This window comes from Pseudomonas sp. W2Oct36 (genome assembly GCF_041060465.1).
GTDB lineage: Bacteria > Pseudomonadota > Gammaproteobacteria > Pseudomonadales > Pseudomonadaceae > Aquipseudomonas > Aquipseudomonas graminis_B.
Genome location: NZ_JAUERW010000003.1, coordinates 137,180 through 151,420, shown reverse-complemented (window position 1 = coordinate 151,420; position 14,241 = coordinate 137,180). Strand labels below are relative to the sequence as shown.

The following is a 14,241-nucleotide window of genomic DNA, read 5'->3' as shown; positions in this document are numbered from 1 at the left end:
TGCGGGCGGCGTTGCGACAGGCATACAGAGGGACAGAGACATGGCGACGTGCGGGGAAGTGCTGGTCAGGTTGCTGGAAGCCTACGGGGTCGAGCGGGTGTTCGGGATTCCGGGCGTGCACACGGTTGAGCTGTACCGAGGGCTGGCCGGTTCGTCGATCACCCACATCACCCCGCGCCATGAACAGGGCGCAGGGTTCATGGCCGATGGATATGCGCGCACGCGAGGCAAGCCGGGCGTGTGCTTCATCATTACCGGCCCCGGCATGACCAATATCACCACCGCGATGGGCCAGGCCTATGGGGACTCGATCCCGATGCTGGTGATCTCCAGCGTGCAGTCGCGCAGTCAGTTGGGCGGCGGTCGCGGCAAGCTGCATGAACTGCCGTCCCAGAGTGCGCTGGTCGCGGGCGTCGCGGCGTTTTCTCATACGCTGATGTCAGCGGCCGAGTTGCCGTCGGTGCTGGCCCGGGCGTTTGCGGTGTTTCAAGCAGCGCGGCCGCGTCCGGTGCATATCGAGATTCCGCTGGATGTGCTGGTGGAAAATGCCGACGCCCTGCTGCACAGCCAGGCGGTATCGGTGACCCGCGCGGGGCCGGCACCCGCTGCGATCCGGCACATGGCGAGTCTGCTCGCCACCGCGCAACGGCCGTTGATTCTCGCGGGAGGCGGCGCCATTGACGCCGCCCCGGCATTGACGCGTCTGGCCGAACGACTCGGCGCGCCGGTCGCGCTGACCATTAACGCCAAAGGAATGCTGCCGGGCGCTCACCCGCTGCTGATCGGTTCGACGCAGTCCCTCCATGCCACCCGTGAGGTCATTGAAAACGCCGACGTGGTGCTGGCCATCGGTACTGAACTGGCCGAGACGGATTACGACATTACCTTTCAGGGCCACTTCAAGATTCCGGGCGCGTTGCTGCGCATCGACATCGACCCCGATCAGACTGTGCGCAACTTTCCGCCAACGGTTGCGCTGGTCTCCGACGCTCAACACGCCGCTGAAGCCTTGGTGGACGCGCTGGTCGGCGAAGTGCTGGCGCCACGCAGCCAAGACTGGGGCGCTGCGCCGGTTGCGGCGCTGAGGACGAGCCTTGAGGCGGGCTGGGACGATGCCACCCGTGGGCAGACGCTGTTCTTGCAAACGGTGCTTGAAGTATTGCCGGAAGCCGTGATCGTGGGCGACTCCACCCAGCCCGTCTACACCGGCAACCTGACCCTGGACCTCGACAAGCCTCGCCGCTGGTTCAACTCATCAACCGGTTACGGAACCCTGGGTTACGCATTGCCCGCCGCCGTGGGCGCCTGGCTGGGCAGTCGCGACGCTGGAGAGTCCAATTCAGTGGTGTGCCTGATCGGTGATGGCGGTTTGCAGTTCACCTTGTCCGAACTGGCGAGTGCGGTGGAAGCGCGAACGCCGATTATCGTGCTGCTGTGGAATAACCAGGGTTACGAAGAGATCAAGAAGTACATGGTCAACCGCGCCATTGAGCCCATCGGCGTCGATATTTACACGCCTGAATTCATCGGTGTGGCCAAAGCGCTGGGGTGCGCCGCGGAGGCGGTGGGCAGCGTTGAGCAATTGACCGCCGCCCTGCACTCAGCCAGCCAGCGCAGCGGTCCGACGTTGATCGAGATCGACCAGGCTCAATGGATGAGCAGCTGCGACTGACGGTTTCATCTGGCGGACCGAGACGGCGTATTCACCGCCTGATCAAACCGTGCTGCGCAGGCGCGCCAGATCCCGCAACGGTGGCGCGCCGAACAGGCGGCTGTATTCGCGGCTGAACTGCGAAGCGCTTTCGTAGCCGACCCGGTAGCCAGCGGCCGAGGCTTCGAGGCCGTCCGCCAGCATCAACCGTCGGGCCTCCTGCAGACGCAGTTGCTTCTGGTATTGCAACGGGCTCATGGCGGTGACGGATTTGAAACGGTGGTGCAGCGTCGAGACGCTCAGGTTCACCTCTCTCGCCAGATCTTCAATGCGCAGCGGCTCCTGGAAATGGTCGTTGAGCCACTTGATCGCCTGGGTGACGCGGTGGGTCTGGCAGTTGGAGATGGCGATTTCATACAGCCGATGCCCTTCGCTCCCACGCAGGAGTCGATAAAGGATCTCCCGATTGATCAGCGGGGCGAGCATGGCAATGTCTTTCGGCGTGTCCAGCAGACGGATCAGGCGGATGACAGCGTCGAGCAGCTGAGCGTCGATCCGCTCGACGTACATGCCGCGCCCGCTGTGACGCGTCGGTACGCCCATCGGACCTGCTTCGGCGATCAGCGCGTTGATTTCCACCGGATCGATTTCCAGGCGCAAGGCCAGGTGCGGCTCTTCCGGGGTGGCGTAAATCACCTTGCCGCTGATGGGCAGCGCCACTGACAGCACCAGGTAGTTGAGCGGGTCGTAGGTGTACAGCTCGCCGCCCAGCGTCACGTCCTTGCGGCCCTGAGCCATGATGCACAGCGCCGGCTGCACTAGCCCCGGCACCGATTGCGACGGGCGATCGTGGCGCACCATGAACAACGGTTTGATCACCGTCTGGAAACTGCCGTCGACGGGAGCATGCCGGCGGATCAGTTCTGCCAGCTCGGCGCGCTGTTGCGTCATCTGCGCGCTCAGCTCGGCAACAGGTCGAGCATCCGGAGCGGACGGCGCAAGAGCGGATAACGACATGGGGAGTTCCTCTGACAGGGCGTTGATGCAGCACAGCTTATTTTTGGGCAAGCGCAAGCGTTAGGCGAATCCTGCCGAATGCTTGCCTGATTCTGTTGCCGATGTGTTGCGTTACCGTGAACGGGCCCTGTTCGCCCGGGATCGTTGCTCGAAAGTCCACAGGCATCACGCGACCCAGCGACGAGAGCGGCCGTCACTATGAACCTGCCAGCGCAGAATCAGGCAATAACCGCGCAGTAATTGGCTACCGCAGGGTGCGCGTCTGCCCCTAACCTTCACTTCCCGCCGCCGCCTGTTCCACGGATGCCAGATCCCGAATCGCGGCACGCCTGCTTAAGCCAAGCACGTAAAGAGAAGGAGCGCAGAGCATGCTAAATACGTCAGTCGTGAGCCATTGGGTCTCCGTCCGCGCACGGCCCGGACACAGTGCGCAGCTGGGCGCCCGCTTGAGCAGCCTGATCAGCCCGTCCGCTGCCGCGTCGGGTTGCCTGCACTTCGCGCTGCAGAAATCCATGACCGACGACGACCTCTGGGTCATTACCGGCTCCTGGGCCGACCCCTCCGCAATGAACGACTGGTTCGGCGCGCCTGAGCTCAACCTGTTTTCCGAACTGGTGACCGAGTTGCTGGTGGCGAGCCTCGACTTTCAAACCTTCGCCACGGTATCGACGGCTCAGGCACAGACGGTTGATGTCCCTATAGGTGCTCGCCTGGCGGGCTAACAGGTTTCGGTAGCCGATAATGCCTGCGAAGAAAACCTTTCAGGTGTTCGAACGCCTGCGTTTAAAATCCTGCCTTCATTTTCCAGGCAGGACGTCGGACCATGGCACGCAAAGAATTCCAGCATCACGAGGCCGTTTCGGCAGCGGTCCCCGGTGACGACGGCTACAGTGCCGCGATCGCTGTCAAGGCTCGGGTCATGGGCGGGGCGCCAACCTTTCATCGCGTCCTCGCCGAACAGAAATTCCCAACCGCGCTCGCCGCTGACGACGCCGCCGTAAAAGAGCTGGAGCGGCTCGCCGACGTCACCCAAGAGGGCGAGCTGGTGTTCGCCCAGGATTGATCAGACGTTCGGCCGGTACATCTTGAACAGCGACTCTGCGCTCAGCTGGAAATAGTCAGCCGGGCCGCCGCCGCGCAGGATGGGCTCGCCGGCTGCGGTGTCATACACACCTTCCTTCAGCAGCCGCTTGGCGATATGCACCGCCACCACTTCCCCCAGAATCAGCCAGCTCGGCACCACTTCCTTGTCGGCGCGTTGCAGCTGGATGATCTGCGTGACTTTGCATTCGAACGAAACCGGCGTCTCCTTGACCCTCGGCACGGCAACGATGCGCGACGGTTCTGCGGTAAGGCCCGCCAGCTCGAACTCACTCACGTCTGCCGGCACTGCCGCGCAACTCATGTTCATCTGCTCGGCCAGGCTGCGCGTGGCGAGGTTCCAGACGAACTCGCCGGTCTGTTCGATGTTGTTCAGGCTGTCTTTGCGACCGATGCTGCAGAACCCGATGATGGGCGGTACATAGTTGAAGGCGTTGAAGAAGCTGTAGGGCGCCAGGTTCAGCTTTCCCTCTGCGTCCTGGGACGAGATCCAGCCGATCGGACGTGGGCCCACGATAGCGTTGAACGGGTCGTGGGGCAGTCCATGACCTTTGGACGGTTCGTAGAAATGAATATCGTCTGACATGGTGTGTTCCTGAATGTGGGGGTGCGGGCGTGCCGGCCACGGTGAGTGCGTTCACGGAATGCAGGCCGACATAGTGCAAGGCATTGGATGAGGATTCCAGCGACCTCCGAACCCCGCGCAAAAAAAAAGCCCGACAAGTGTCGGGCTACAAAGGGAGTTCAGGAGGTGGAACATGAAGCGGTCAACATGAAGCGGTGGGCATGGTGCGGATAACGCTTAGCTGGCGCGATTGGCACCGACGCGATCGGCGCCGTCAGCGGCCAGACGGTTTGCACCGATATGGTCAGCGCCATCGGCAGCCTGGCGGTTGTTACCTACGCGGTCAGCGCCGTCGGCGGCGAGGCGATTGGCACCAACGTGATCGGAACCATCGGAAGCCTGACGATACGAACCGGTGTGCGACGCATTGGTGTGGGAAGAACCGCCTTCTGCGACAACAGTGCCGTTAAATGCAGAGTGCTGTTCGGAAACAGGCAGAGCGAATGCGCTCGATGCCAGAATGGACAAACTAATACCAAAAATAATATTCGACGTTTTCATGAGTGTTGCTCCAGTAAGTTCAATAATGTTTTCAACTTGGGAATGGAGCCAATGTTACGCGCGTGCCGATTAAGTTGAAGTTAACGCTGTTGCTATCGACCATCGCTAAAAATGATAGTGGGCTGGAGCGCCCGGTTTTAAAGCGTCGGCGAGACATTTGCGCTGGAATGGAGCAATTTTCACCGGCGAAGGCGAATTTGCCTGTTGACTCGAGTGGCTTTTATTTGGTAAGTCGGAGCGCAGCGGGGAGGGGATCGGGCATGCCAGCTAAAGAAAACGAGATGGATACGCGATTCGCTGTCGACCCACATCTGTCAGGAGACCAGTCAAACCGAGGGTTTCAGGTTTCCACGCGCGGGAAAAATTAAGCCCGGCATAAAGCCGGGCTGGGAGAACGACAGGGCGAATCAGCTCAGGCGATTTGCACCAACATGGTCCGAGCCGTCAGCTGCCTGGCGATTGGCACCGACACGATCAGCGCCGTCAGCAGCGAGGCGGTTGGCACCAACGTGATCCGAACCATCAGCGGCCTGGCGGATGTTACCCACACGGTCAGCGCCGTCAGCAGCGAGGCGGTTGGCACCAACGTGATCCGAACCATCAGCGGCCTGGCGGTTGTTACCTACACGGTCAGCGCCATCAGAAGCGAGGCGGTTGGCACCTACATGGTCCGAACCGTCGGCAGCGACACGACCAATATTAGTGTGGGACGAGCCGTTTTCTGCAACGACCGCAGTATTAACTGCGTGCTGGGCATCAACAACGGGAAGTGCAAATGCGCTGCTGGCAAGAAGGGAGAAAGCGAGGCCGAAGATCAGTTTGTTAGTTTTCATGGTAGTTGCTCCAGATCGATTTAATGAGTGGGTAACTCGGTATGGAGTGAACTTTACTCGCCTCAACATTATTAAGAAGTCAATCGCATTAGTAGCGATCATCGCTGAAATTGATACTGCGAAAAGCGATCGTTATTCATGCACTTAGCGGCTTCTGCGAATGCAAAAGGGCAGCTCATGTGCGTGAGCTGCCCTCGTTTTGCTGCCTTTAAGCGCTGGTCGAAGCGGCTAGCCAGCGCCGTTTCAGGTCAGTCAGTCTCGATCCGCGAATGCTTGCGGGTGTCTTTCATGAACACATACACCAGCAGCGACACTGCGATGCAGGCGGTGACGTACCAGTAGTAGCCGGTTTCCATGCCAATGCTCTTGAACCACAGCGCGATGTATTCGGCTGTGCCGCCGAAGATCGACACCGTCAGTGCGTACGGCAGGCCGACGCCCAGGGCGCGGATCTCGGTCGGGAACAGTTCGGCTTTCACCACGGCGTTGATCGACGTATAGCCGCTGACGATGATCAGCGCGGCCATGATCAGGAAGAACGCGCCCCACCAGCTCTGGATGGTGTGCAGGGTGGTGAGGATCGGCACGGTACACAAGGTGCCCAGCACTCCAAAGGCAATCAGGATCGGGCGACGGCCAATCTTGTCAGACAGCGCGCCGATCACCGGTTGCAACAGCATGAACAGGAACAGCGTAGCGGCGGAAATCGTCGTCGAATCGGTGATGCTCATGCCCACCGTGTTCACCAGGTACTTCTGCATGTAGGTGGTGTAGGTGTAGAACGCCAGCGTGCCGCCCATGGTCAGGCCGACGACGGTCATCAGCTCCTTGGGATGGCGCATCAGGGTGCGCATGAGGCTTTCTTTGGGTTTGTCCTTCTTGCGGTTGAACGACTCGGTTTCTTCCATCCCGCGACGCAGGAACAGTGCCACCACCGCGCACAACGCACCAATGGCGAACGGGATGCGCCAGCCCCATGCGTGCAGCTGTTCAGTGGTCAGCGTCTGTTGCAGCACAATCAGCACCGCCAGCGCGATGAGCTGGCCGGAGATCAGCGTCACGTACTGGAAGCTGGAGAAAAAGCCCCGGCGTTCTTTGGTCGCCATCTCGCTGAGGTACGTCGCCGAGGTGCCGTACTCGCCACCTACCGACAGGCCTTGTAGCAGGCGGGCGAACACCAGCATGATCGGGGCGCCAACGCCGATGGTTTCATAGCCAGGGGTGAGGGCGATGATCAGCGAACCGAAACACATCAGCAGCACCGACGCCATCAGCGCGGCCTTGCGGCCTTTGCGGTCTGCGTAGAGGCCCATAAGCCAGCCGCCGATGGGGCGCATCAGGAAGCCCACGGCAAAGATCGCGGCGGTATTGAGCAATTGGGCGGTGGTGTCGCCCTTGGGGAAGAAGACTTTGGCGAAGTAGAGGGAGAAGGCGGCGTAGACGTACCAGTCGTACCACTCGACCATGTTGCCGACCGAACCGCTGAAAATGGATTTCAGGCGACTTCCGGTGGTTTTTTCGGCGGCTGGCGTGGCAGCCGTTCCGTGGGAGGCAGAATTGGGGATGGCCATGGGATTTCCTGCAAGTCATTGTTGTTAGAAGGAACGCATCGAGGCGGTCTGACGACAGTGATAGCAGGAGCTGTGCCAACGGCTGAAAGGCCCGGAGTAGAGGGGTTGTCGCGGTCAGGGTAAGCGGAAATCCGCTTGATGTCTGAAACCCATGAGCGAAAATCCGCTCATTCCCCGATCTGACAGGATCGAAGTCTCTTCCCGGCTGAAGCCGGTCCCACGGGATCACCGCATGCTCATGTAGGACTGGCTTTAGCCGGGAATGCGTCGTGTGTCGCGCCGCGGAATCGAGGGTGATCTTGCTGGCCTCTTCCCGGCTGAAGCCGGTCCCACGGGATCACCGCATGCTCATGTAGGACTGGCTTTAGCCGGGAATGCGTCGGCTGTCACGCCGCGGAATCGAGGGTGATCCCGCTGGCCTCTTCCCGGCTGAAGCCGGTCCCACGGAATCGCCGCGTGCGCTTTGTGGGACTGGCTTTAGCCGGTAATGCGTCGTGTGTCGCGCCGCGGAATCGAGGGTGATTTTGCTGGCCTCTTCCCGGCTGAAGCCGGTCCCACGGGATCACCGCGTGCGCTTGGTGGGACTGGCTTTAGCCGGGAATGCGTCGGGTGTTGCGCGGCGGAATCGTGGGCGATCAAACGGGTCTCTTACCGGCTGAAGCCGGTCCCACGGGATCGCCGCATGCTCATGTAGGACTGGCTTTAGCCGGGAATGCGTCGGGTGTCGCGCCGCGGAATCGAGGGTGATCTCGCGGGCCTCTTCCCGGCTGAAGCCGGTCCCACGGGATCACCGCATGCGCTTTGTGGGACTGGTTTTAGCCGGGAATGCGTCGGGTGTCGCGCGGCCGAATCGTGGGTGATCTCGCGGGTCTCTTCCCGGCTGAAGCCGGTCCCACGGAATCGCCGCGTGCGCTTTGTGGGACTGGCTTTAGCCGGGAATGCGTCGTGTGTCGCGCCGCGGAATCGAGGGTGATTTTGCTGGCCTCTTCCCGGCTGAAGCCGGTCCCACGGGATCACCGCATGCGCTTTGTGGGACTGGCTTTAGCCAGGAATGCGTCGGGTGTCGCGCGGCGGAATCGTGGGTGATCTCGCGGGCCTCTTCCCGGCTGAAGCCGGTCCCACGGAATCGCCGTGTGCTCATGTAGGACTGGCTTTAGCCGGGAATGCGTCGGGTGTCGCGCCGCGGAATCGTGGGTGATCTCGCGGGCCTCTTCCCGGCTGGAGCCGGTCCCACGGAATCGCCGCGTGCGCTTTGTGGGACTGGCTTTAGCCGGGAATGCGTCGGGTGTCGCGCGGCGGAATCGTGGGTGACCTTGCTGGCCTCTTCCCGGCTGAAGCCGGTCCCACGGGATCACCGCGTGCGCTTTGTGGGACTGGCTTTAGCCGGGAAGGCGTCGGGTGTCACGCCGCGAAATTGATGGTGTTCACGCTGGCCTCTTCCCGGCTGAAGCCGGTCCTACGGACCCCCCGCGGTCATCCTGTAGGACTGTCTCCCGCTAGAAAGTCCTCGCGCACCAGTCCGTGTCGCTGCATTTTTTCATTCAGCGTACGGCGGGGCAGTTGCAGTTCGTGCATGACCGCTTTGATGTCGCCCCTATGCCGTCGCAACGCCGAGCGAATGCAGTGCGCTTCGAACGCTTCCTGCTGCGCCACCAGCGATTGCCCCATCGGGTTCTCTTGCGCAGCGGGACCGTCCAGCCCCAGCACCTGGCGCTCGGCCGCGTTCGCCAGCTCGCGCACGTTCCCTGGCCAGTCGTGGCTGAGCAGATGGCTCAGTTGTTCCGCGCTCAATACCGGCGCGTCGCGGCCGAGGCGCTCCGCCGCATTCCGCGAGAAATGGCTGAACAGCATCGGGATGTCTTCTCGCCGCTCGCGCAAGGGCGGAAGGCGCAATTCCGCGATGTTCAGCCGATAGGCCAGGTCTTCGCGGAAACGCCCGGCCCTGGCTTCGTCCAGCAGATCGGGCTTGGTCGCGGCAATGATGCGCACATCAATGTCGATGCTCTGGTTCGAACCCAGTCGCTCGATCCGCCGCTCCTGGATCACCCGCAGCAGTTTGACCTGCTGCGCCAGCGGCATGCTTTCGATTTCGTCGAGGAAGACCGTGCCGCCGTGGGCGTACTCCAGTTTTCCGATCCGCTTGCCCTGGGCGCCGGTGAACGCGCCGCTTTCGTGGCCGAACAGCTCGGCTTCGAACAACTGCTCCGGGATCGCCGCGCAGTTGACCGCAACGAACGGCTTGTCTGCCCGCGGACCGAAGTCATGGAGGCAACGCGCGACCATTTCCTTGCCGCTGCCGGTCTCGCCGCGAATCAGCACATTAACCGGCAGTTGCGAGAGGTCCAGGACCTGCCTCCGCAATGTCTGCATCGTCGGCGACATCCCCAGCAGTGTGGCATCGAGCCGCGAGCGGTTATCCGCCCGTTCATGCAGCGCGCGGTTTTCCAGCACCAGCGCGCGTTTCTCCAGTGCCCGCCGCAGGCTTCCGAGCAGGGTTTCAGGGGTGAACGGCTTCTCGAGAAAGTCATAGGCGCCGTCGCGCATGGCGTCTACGGCCATGGGCACGTCACCGTGGCCAGTCAGCAAGATCACCGGCAAATCGCGGTCCCGCCGTTGCAACTCGGCCAGCAACTGCAAGCCATCCATGCCGGGCATGCGCACATCGCTGAGGATCACGCCGGGAAAGTGCTCGGGCACTTGCGCCAGGCATTCCTCGGAACGGCTGAACAGGCGCACCTCGAAACCGGACAGCGAGAGCCATTGCTCCACCGCTTCCCGGATGGGCGCTTCGTCGTCCACCACGATTACCGAGTTCAGCATGGGGCGTCGGCCTCCGGGGCCTGGGTCAAACAGAAGAAAAACCGCGCGCCGTTGTTAATGTTTTCGGCGCTGAGCCGGCCGCCCAGTTCATGCACGATGGCGAACGAAACCGCGAGCCCCAGCCCCAGGCCATCGCCCACCGGTTTGGTGGTGAAAAACGGATCGAATACGTTAGCCACGTGTTCTTCGGCAATCCCGCCGCCACTGTCGATGACGGAAACGCACCAGTGCTCGCCCTGTGCATCGATGCGGATTTCCAGACGCCTGAGCGGTTTATCGCCCATCGCGTCCAAGGCGTTGCGCATCAGATTGATCAGCACCTGTTCCAGTCGAATCGCGTCACCGCGCACCCAGGCCGGACGCGTGAGGTCGAGCACGCAGCTGACGCGCTCTTCGCGAATACGCGCATCCAGCAACAGCAGCGCCTGATCGACCACGGTGGCCAGATCAAGGCGCTCGCGCAGGCCGCTGGGGCTTTTACGGGCGAAGGTTTTCAGGTGGCCGGTGAGCGCGGCCATGCGCGTCAGCTGCTGATCCAGCAGGCTCAACGCCTTGTACGCATCGTCGACACGGCCATGCTCCAGCAACAAACGCAGGGTCGCGAGCTGCATGCGCTGCGCCGTCAGCGGCTGGTTGATTTCGTGGGCGAGGGCGGCGGACATCTGGCCGAGCGCCGCCAGCTTGGTCGACTGCACCAGACCGTCCTGCGCGGTGTGCAGGTCGCGCGTGCGCTCTTCCACCAGACGCTCAAGCTCTTCGCGACTGCGCTGGCGCACCCGGGCAAGGCGCCAGCGTTGATACAAAAACAGCCCGAGGAACACCAGGGTCAGCCAGATGCCTGCCGCCGCCAGACCTGCATTGCGCGCGTCTTCGCTGGCGGGCTGCGGTTTACGCAGCAGGTGCAGCGTCCAGCCCTCGGTCGGCAGCGGCATCGACTGCCACAAGAAATCCGCCTGCTCGTTGGGGGCGTCAACGCGGCTGAGGTGGCTGTTCTCGCCGAACGCAAGCAGCGGCTCCTGATGCAAGGGCGTCAACGGTTGCTTGTCGTACTGACGCGTGCTCGCCAGTTCGGCGCGCTCTTGCTCGTTCAGCGGTCGCAGGGCCCGATAGCGCCAGCCCGGCTGATTGGCAATGAAGACGATGCCCTTGGCGTCACTGACCAGCAGCAGGTCATCGTTTTGCGCCCAGGTGTGTTCCAGGTCCGGAAACTCCAGCTTGACCACCATGGCACCGATGAACTGCCCGGCCTCGTCACGCACCGCGTTCGACAGGAAGTAACCCGGGATGCCGCTGGTCACGCCGACGGCATAAAAGCGCCCGACGCCGTTGGCGCGGGTTTGCGTGAAGTAGGGGCGGAAGCCGTAGTTGTGACCCACATAGCTGCTCGGCAGACGCCAGTTGCTCGCGCCTACGGCAAGGCCGTTGCGGTCGAGCAGTTCGAGGGTGGAGGACTGGGCAGCGCCGTTGATCTGCTCCAGTTTGAGATTGAGCGCCTGGGTGGTGTCGGCGCTGACCGGTCCGCTCAGCGCCGCCCGCAGTTGCGGATCAAGGGCCAGAACGGCCGGCAGTGCCCGGTAGCGCTCGATCAGGGTTTGCAGCGTATTGGCGTAGAGCGCCAGACGATCCCTGGATTGTTCAGCGTCACCTTCCAGCGCATGCCGCTGAGCCTGATGCATCGCCAGCGTCGCCGCGATGGCGGCACCGGCGAGGATCAGCAAGACGTAGAGCACAAGGCGGACGGAACGGGGCATGGGCATGACCTCCTTTCAGTGGCTGGCGCATTCGCCCCGGATTCCTGCCTTATAGCAAGTTAAACGTCGTCTCTTTCACGTTCTCCGAATCCAGGCCGATCATCAGCTTGAACTCGCCCGCCTCGGCCGCGTACTTCAGCGACGGATTGAAGAACTTCAAGTCTTCTTCGGTCAGGGTGAAGCTCACGGATTTCTCTTCGCCGGGGTTCAGCATGACCTTCTGAAAGTTCTTCAGCTCTTTCACCGGGCGGCTAATCGACGCGGCGACGTCGCGCAGGTAAAGCTGGACCACGGTTTCACCCGCGACCTTGCCGGTGTTCTTGACCATGACGCTGGCGGTCAACTTGTCCTTGCGGGTCATCTTGTTGATCGACAGGGTGATGTCCGAGACGCTGAACTGGGTGTAGCTCAGGCCGTAACCGAACGGGAACAGCGGGCTGGTCGGCTCTTCGAAATAGTTCGAGGTGTAGTTCGAATCATTCGGGCGGTAGGGACGACCGGTGTTCAGGTGATTGTAGTAGGCCGGCACCTGACCCACGGAGCGGGGGAAGGTCATCGGCAGTTTGCCGGACGGGTTGTAGTCGCCGAACAACACGTCAGCCAGAGCATTGCCGCCCTCGGTGCCGAGGAACCAGCTCTCCACCATGGCGTCGGCCAGCTCGTTTTCTTCGCCCAGCGCCAGCGGCCGGCCGTTCATCAACACCAGCACCAGCGGCTTGCCCGTGGCTTTGAGCGCGCGGATCAGCTCCCGTTGACGGCCGGGGATCACCAGGTCGACACGGCTCGCGGCTTCGTGGGACATGTTGCGTGACTCACCGACCACTGCCACCACGACGTCAGCCTGCTGCGCGGCCTTGACGGCTTCGTCGATCATTTCCTGTTCCGGACGCGGATCGATGGCGATCTGGTCGTCCATTTTGTTCAGGTAGGTAATGGCGTGCTGATTGTCGGTGACGTTGGAGCCCAGTGCATAAATCAGCTTGGCCTTGTCGCCGACCGCCGCCGCAATGCCGTCGTAGGCATTGACGGTCTGACGCGCCAGACCGGCCGCCGACCAGCTGCCCAGCATGTCCATCGAGCTCTTGGCCAGCGGGCCGATCACGGCGATGGTGCCTTGCTTCTTCAGCGGCAGGGTGTCGTTCTGGTTCTTCAGCAGCACGATGCTCTTGCGCGCGACGTCGCGGGCTTCGGCACGGTGCAAACGATTTTCGGCGTTACGGTCGGCGGGGTCATCCACAGCCGCGCCGATGCGCAGGTACGGGTTGGCGAACAGGCCCATTTCCCACTTGGCGCCGAGCACTTCTCGCACGGCATTGTCGACTTCTCTCTCCGACACTTCGCCGCTCTTCACCAGCCCCGGCAGCTCTTCGCCGTAGGCTTTGTCGTTCATGCTCAGGTCGACGCCGGCCTTGATCGCCAGCTTGGCGGCTTCGCGGAAGTCCTTGGCTACGCCGTGGTCGATTAATTCCTTGATCGCGCCGTGGTCGCTGACGGTCACGCCTTTGAAGCCCCAGTCCCTGCGCAGCACGTCCTGCAGCAGCCAGGCGTTGGAGGTGGAAGGCACGCCGTTGATGGAATTGAGCGCGATCATCACGCCCCCTGCGCCAGCATCAATCGACGCGCGATAGGGCGGCAGGTAGTCCTGCTGCATGCGCACCGGGCTCATGTCGACGGTGTTGTAGTCGCGACCGCCCTCGACCGCGCCATACAGGGCGAAGTGTTTGACCACCGCCATGATGCTGTTGGGCGCCTGCATGCTGGTGCCCTGAAACGCACGGGTCATGGTGGCGGAGATGCGCGATACCAGATAGGTGTCCTCGCCGAACCCTTCGGAGCTGCGGCCCCAGCGTGCGTCGCGGGTAATGTCGACCATGGGCGCGAAGGTCATGTCCACGCCGTCGGCCGCCGCTTCGATCGCCGACACGCGACCGGTGCGGGTGATGGCGTTCATGTCCCAGGTCGACGCGAGGCCCAGGCTGATCGGGAACACCGTGCGCTGGCCGTGGACGACGTCGTAGGCGAAAAACATCGGAATCTTGTTGCGGCTGTGCCCGGCGGCGTCCTGCATGGCGCGGTTGTCCGGCAGCACGACGGAGTTGAACGTGCCGCCGATGCGGCCTGCGGTGATTTCCTTGAGAATTTCCGGCTTGGGCATTTCCGGACCGATGCTGATCAGGCGCAGTTGACCGATCTTCTCGTCTAGGGTCATTTGCTTCATCAGGTTGGCGATGAATGCATTTTTGGCTTGCAGCGTGGAAGCGGTGCCGACGCCGGTGGTGGCGTTTTCGGCCCAGGCGGACTGACTGACCAGGCCGATGACGAGACTCAGGAAACACAGCTTATTCATGAATGGTTTTCTCAAGGCGTCGCC

11 protein-coding genes are annotated in these 14,241 nt (G+C 62.2%); 3 read left to right on the top strand and 8 right to left on the bottom strand.

The annotated features are described in order from the left end of the window. Window positions 1-40 precede the first annotated feature (40 nt). A complete protein-coding gene (locus tag QWI18_RS06040) occupies window positions 41-1,672 on the top strand; it encodes a 5-guanidino-2-oxopentanoate decarboxylase (RefSeq protein ID WP_369318418.1) in 1,632 nt (543 codons plus the stop codon). A gap of 42 nt (window positions 1,673-1,714) precedes the next feature. On the opposite strand, the gene QWI18_RS06035 is transcribed toward QWI18_RS06040, so the two are convergent. Next, complete coding sequence (locus QWI18_RS06035; protein ID WP_369318560.1) at window positions 1,715-2,602, bottom strand: AraC family transcriptional regulator N-terminal domain-containing protein; 888 nt, start codon at window positions 2,600-2,602, stop codon at window positions 1,715-1,717. A gap of 434 nt (window positions 2,603-3,036) precedes the next feature. Here QWI18_RS06035 and QWI18_RS06030 point away from each other — a divergent pair, with 434 nt between their 5' ends. Both QWI18_RS06030 and QWI18_RS06025 read left to right on the top strand, forming a co-directional pair. Then, on the top strand, window positions 3,037-3,390 hold the full coding sequence (locus QWI18_RS06030) for an antibiotic biosynthesis monooxygenase family protein (protein WP_369318417.1): 354 nt from the start codon (window positions 3,037-3,039) through the stop codon (window positions 3,388-3,390). Window positions 3,391-3,491: 101 nt separating this feature from the next. Further along, window positions 3,492-3,731, top strand: a complete 240-nt coding sequence (locus QWI18_RS06025) for a hypothetical protein (protein ID WP_065992300.1) — start codon at window positions 3,492-3,494, stop codon at window positions 3,729-3,731. Here the strand turns inward: QWI18_RS06025 and QWI18_RS06020 are convergent, their stop codons facing one another. The 7 genes from QWI18_RS06020 to bglX all read right to left on the bottom strand — a co-directional run bounded on the left by QWI18_RS06020 (window position 3,732) and on the right by bglX (window position 14,217). Then, on the bottom strand, window positions 3,732-4,355 hold the full coding sequence (locus QWI18_RS06020; protein WP_065992302.1) for a flavin reductase family protein: 624 nt from the start codon (window positions 4,353-4,355) through the stop codon (window positions 3,732-3,734). It abuts the gene before it with no gap. A gap of 216 nt (window positions 4,356-4,571) precedes the next feature. Continuing rightward, on the bottom strand, window positions 4,572-4,895 hold the full coding sequence (locus tag QWI18_RS06015) for a hypothetical protein (RefSeq protein WP_065992303.1): 324 nt from the start codon (window positions 4,893-4,895) through the stop codon (window positions 4,572-4,574). 407 nt (window positions 4,896-5,302) lie between these two features. Next, the gene (locus tag QWI18_RS06010) at window positions 5,303-5,728 is read right to left on the bottom strand and encodes a hypothetical protein (protein WP_369318416.1); all 426 of its coding nucleotides are present in this window, start codon (window positions 5,726-5,728) and stop codon (window positions 5,303-5,305) included. 248 nt (window positions 5,729-5,976) lie between these two features. Further along, complete coding sequence (locus QWI18_RS06005) at window positions 5,977-7,299, bottom strand: MFS transporter (protein WP_065992311.1); 1,323 nt, start codon at window positions 7,297-7,299, stop codon at window positions 5,977-5,979. A gap of 1,473 nt (window positions 7,300-8,772) precedes the next feature. Then, window positions 8,773-10,119, bottom strand: a complete 1,347-nt coding sequence (locus tag QWI18_RS06000) for a sigma-54-dependent transcriptional regulator (RefSeq protein WP_369318415.1) — start codon at window positions 10,117-10,119, stop codon at window positions 8,773-8,775. Beyond that, window positions 10,113-11,876: an ATP-binding protein gene (locus tag QWI18_RS05995; protein ID WP_065992315.1), complete on the bottom strand. Its 1,764-nt coding sequence runs from the start codon at window positions 11,874-11,876 to the stop codon at window positions 10,113-10,115. The genes QWI18_RS06000 and QWI18_RS05995 overlap by 7 nt, the downstream gene beginning before the upstream one ends. Window positions 11,877-11,919: 43 nt before the next feature. After that, a complete protein-coding gene (bglX, locus tag QWI18_RS05990) occupies window positions 11,920-14,217 on the bottom strand; it encodes a beta-glucosidase BglX (protein ID WP_369318414.1) in 2,298 nt (765 codons plus the stop codon). Window positions 14,218-14,241: the final 24 nt, after the last annotated feature.

Bases quoted from the DNA above. Each gene is read 5' to 3' on its own strand.
- QWI18_RS06040 (WP_369318418.1), top strand. From the start codon at position 41: ATGGCGACGTGCGGGGAAGTGCTGGTCAGGTTGCTGGAAGCCTACGGG.
- QWI18_RS06005 (WP_065992311.1), bottom strand. From the start codon at position 7,299: ATGGCCATCCCCAATTCTGCCTCCCACGGAACGGCTGCCACGCCAGCC.
- QWI18_RS06010 (WP_369318416.1), bottom strand. From the start codon at position 5,728: ATGAAAACTAACAAACTGATCTTCGGCCTCGCTTTCTCCCTTCTTGCC.
- QWI18_RS06015 (WP_065992303.1), bottom strand. From the start codon at position 4,895: ATGAAAACGTCGAATATTATTTTTGGTATTAGTTTGTCCATTCTGGCA.
- QWI18_RS06025 (WP_065992300.1), top strand. From the start codon at position 3,492: ATGGCACGCAAAGAATTCCAGCATCACGAGGCCGTTTCGGCAGCGGTC.
- QWI18_RS06030 (WP_369318417.1), top strand. From the start codon at position 3,037: ATGCTAAATACGTCAGTCGTGAGCCATTGGGTCTCCGTCCGCGCACGG.
- QWI18_RS05995 (WP_065992315.1), bottom strand. From the start codon at position 11,876: ATGCCCATGCCCCGTTCCGTCCGCCTTGTGCTCTACGTCTTGCTGATC.
- QWI18_RS06035 (WP_369318560.1), bottom strand. From the start codon at position 2,602: ATGACGCAACAGCGCGCCGAGCTGGCAGAACTGATCCGCCGGCATGCT.
- QWI18_RS06020 (WP_065992302.1), bottom strand. From the start codon at position 4,355: ATGTCAGACGATATTCATTTCTACGAACCGTCCAAAGGTCATGGACTG.
- bglX (WP_369318414.1), bottom strand. From the start codon at position 14,217: ATGAATAAGCTGTGTTTCCTGAGTCTCGTCATCGGCCTGGTCAGTCAG.
- QWI18_RS06000 (WP_369318415.1), bottom strand. From the start codon at position 10,119: ATGCTGAACTCGGTAATCGTGGTGGACGACGAAGCGCCCATCCGGGAA.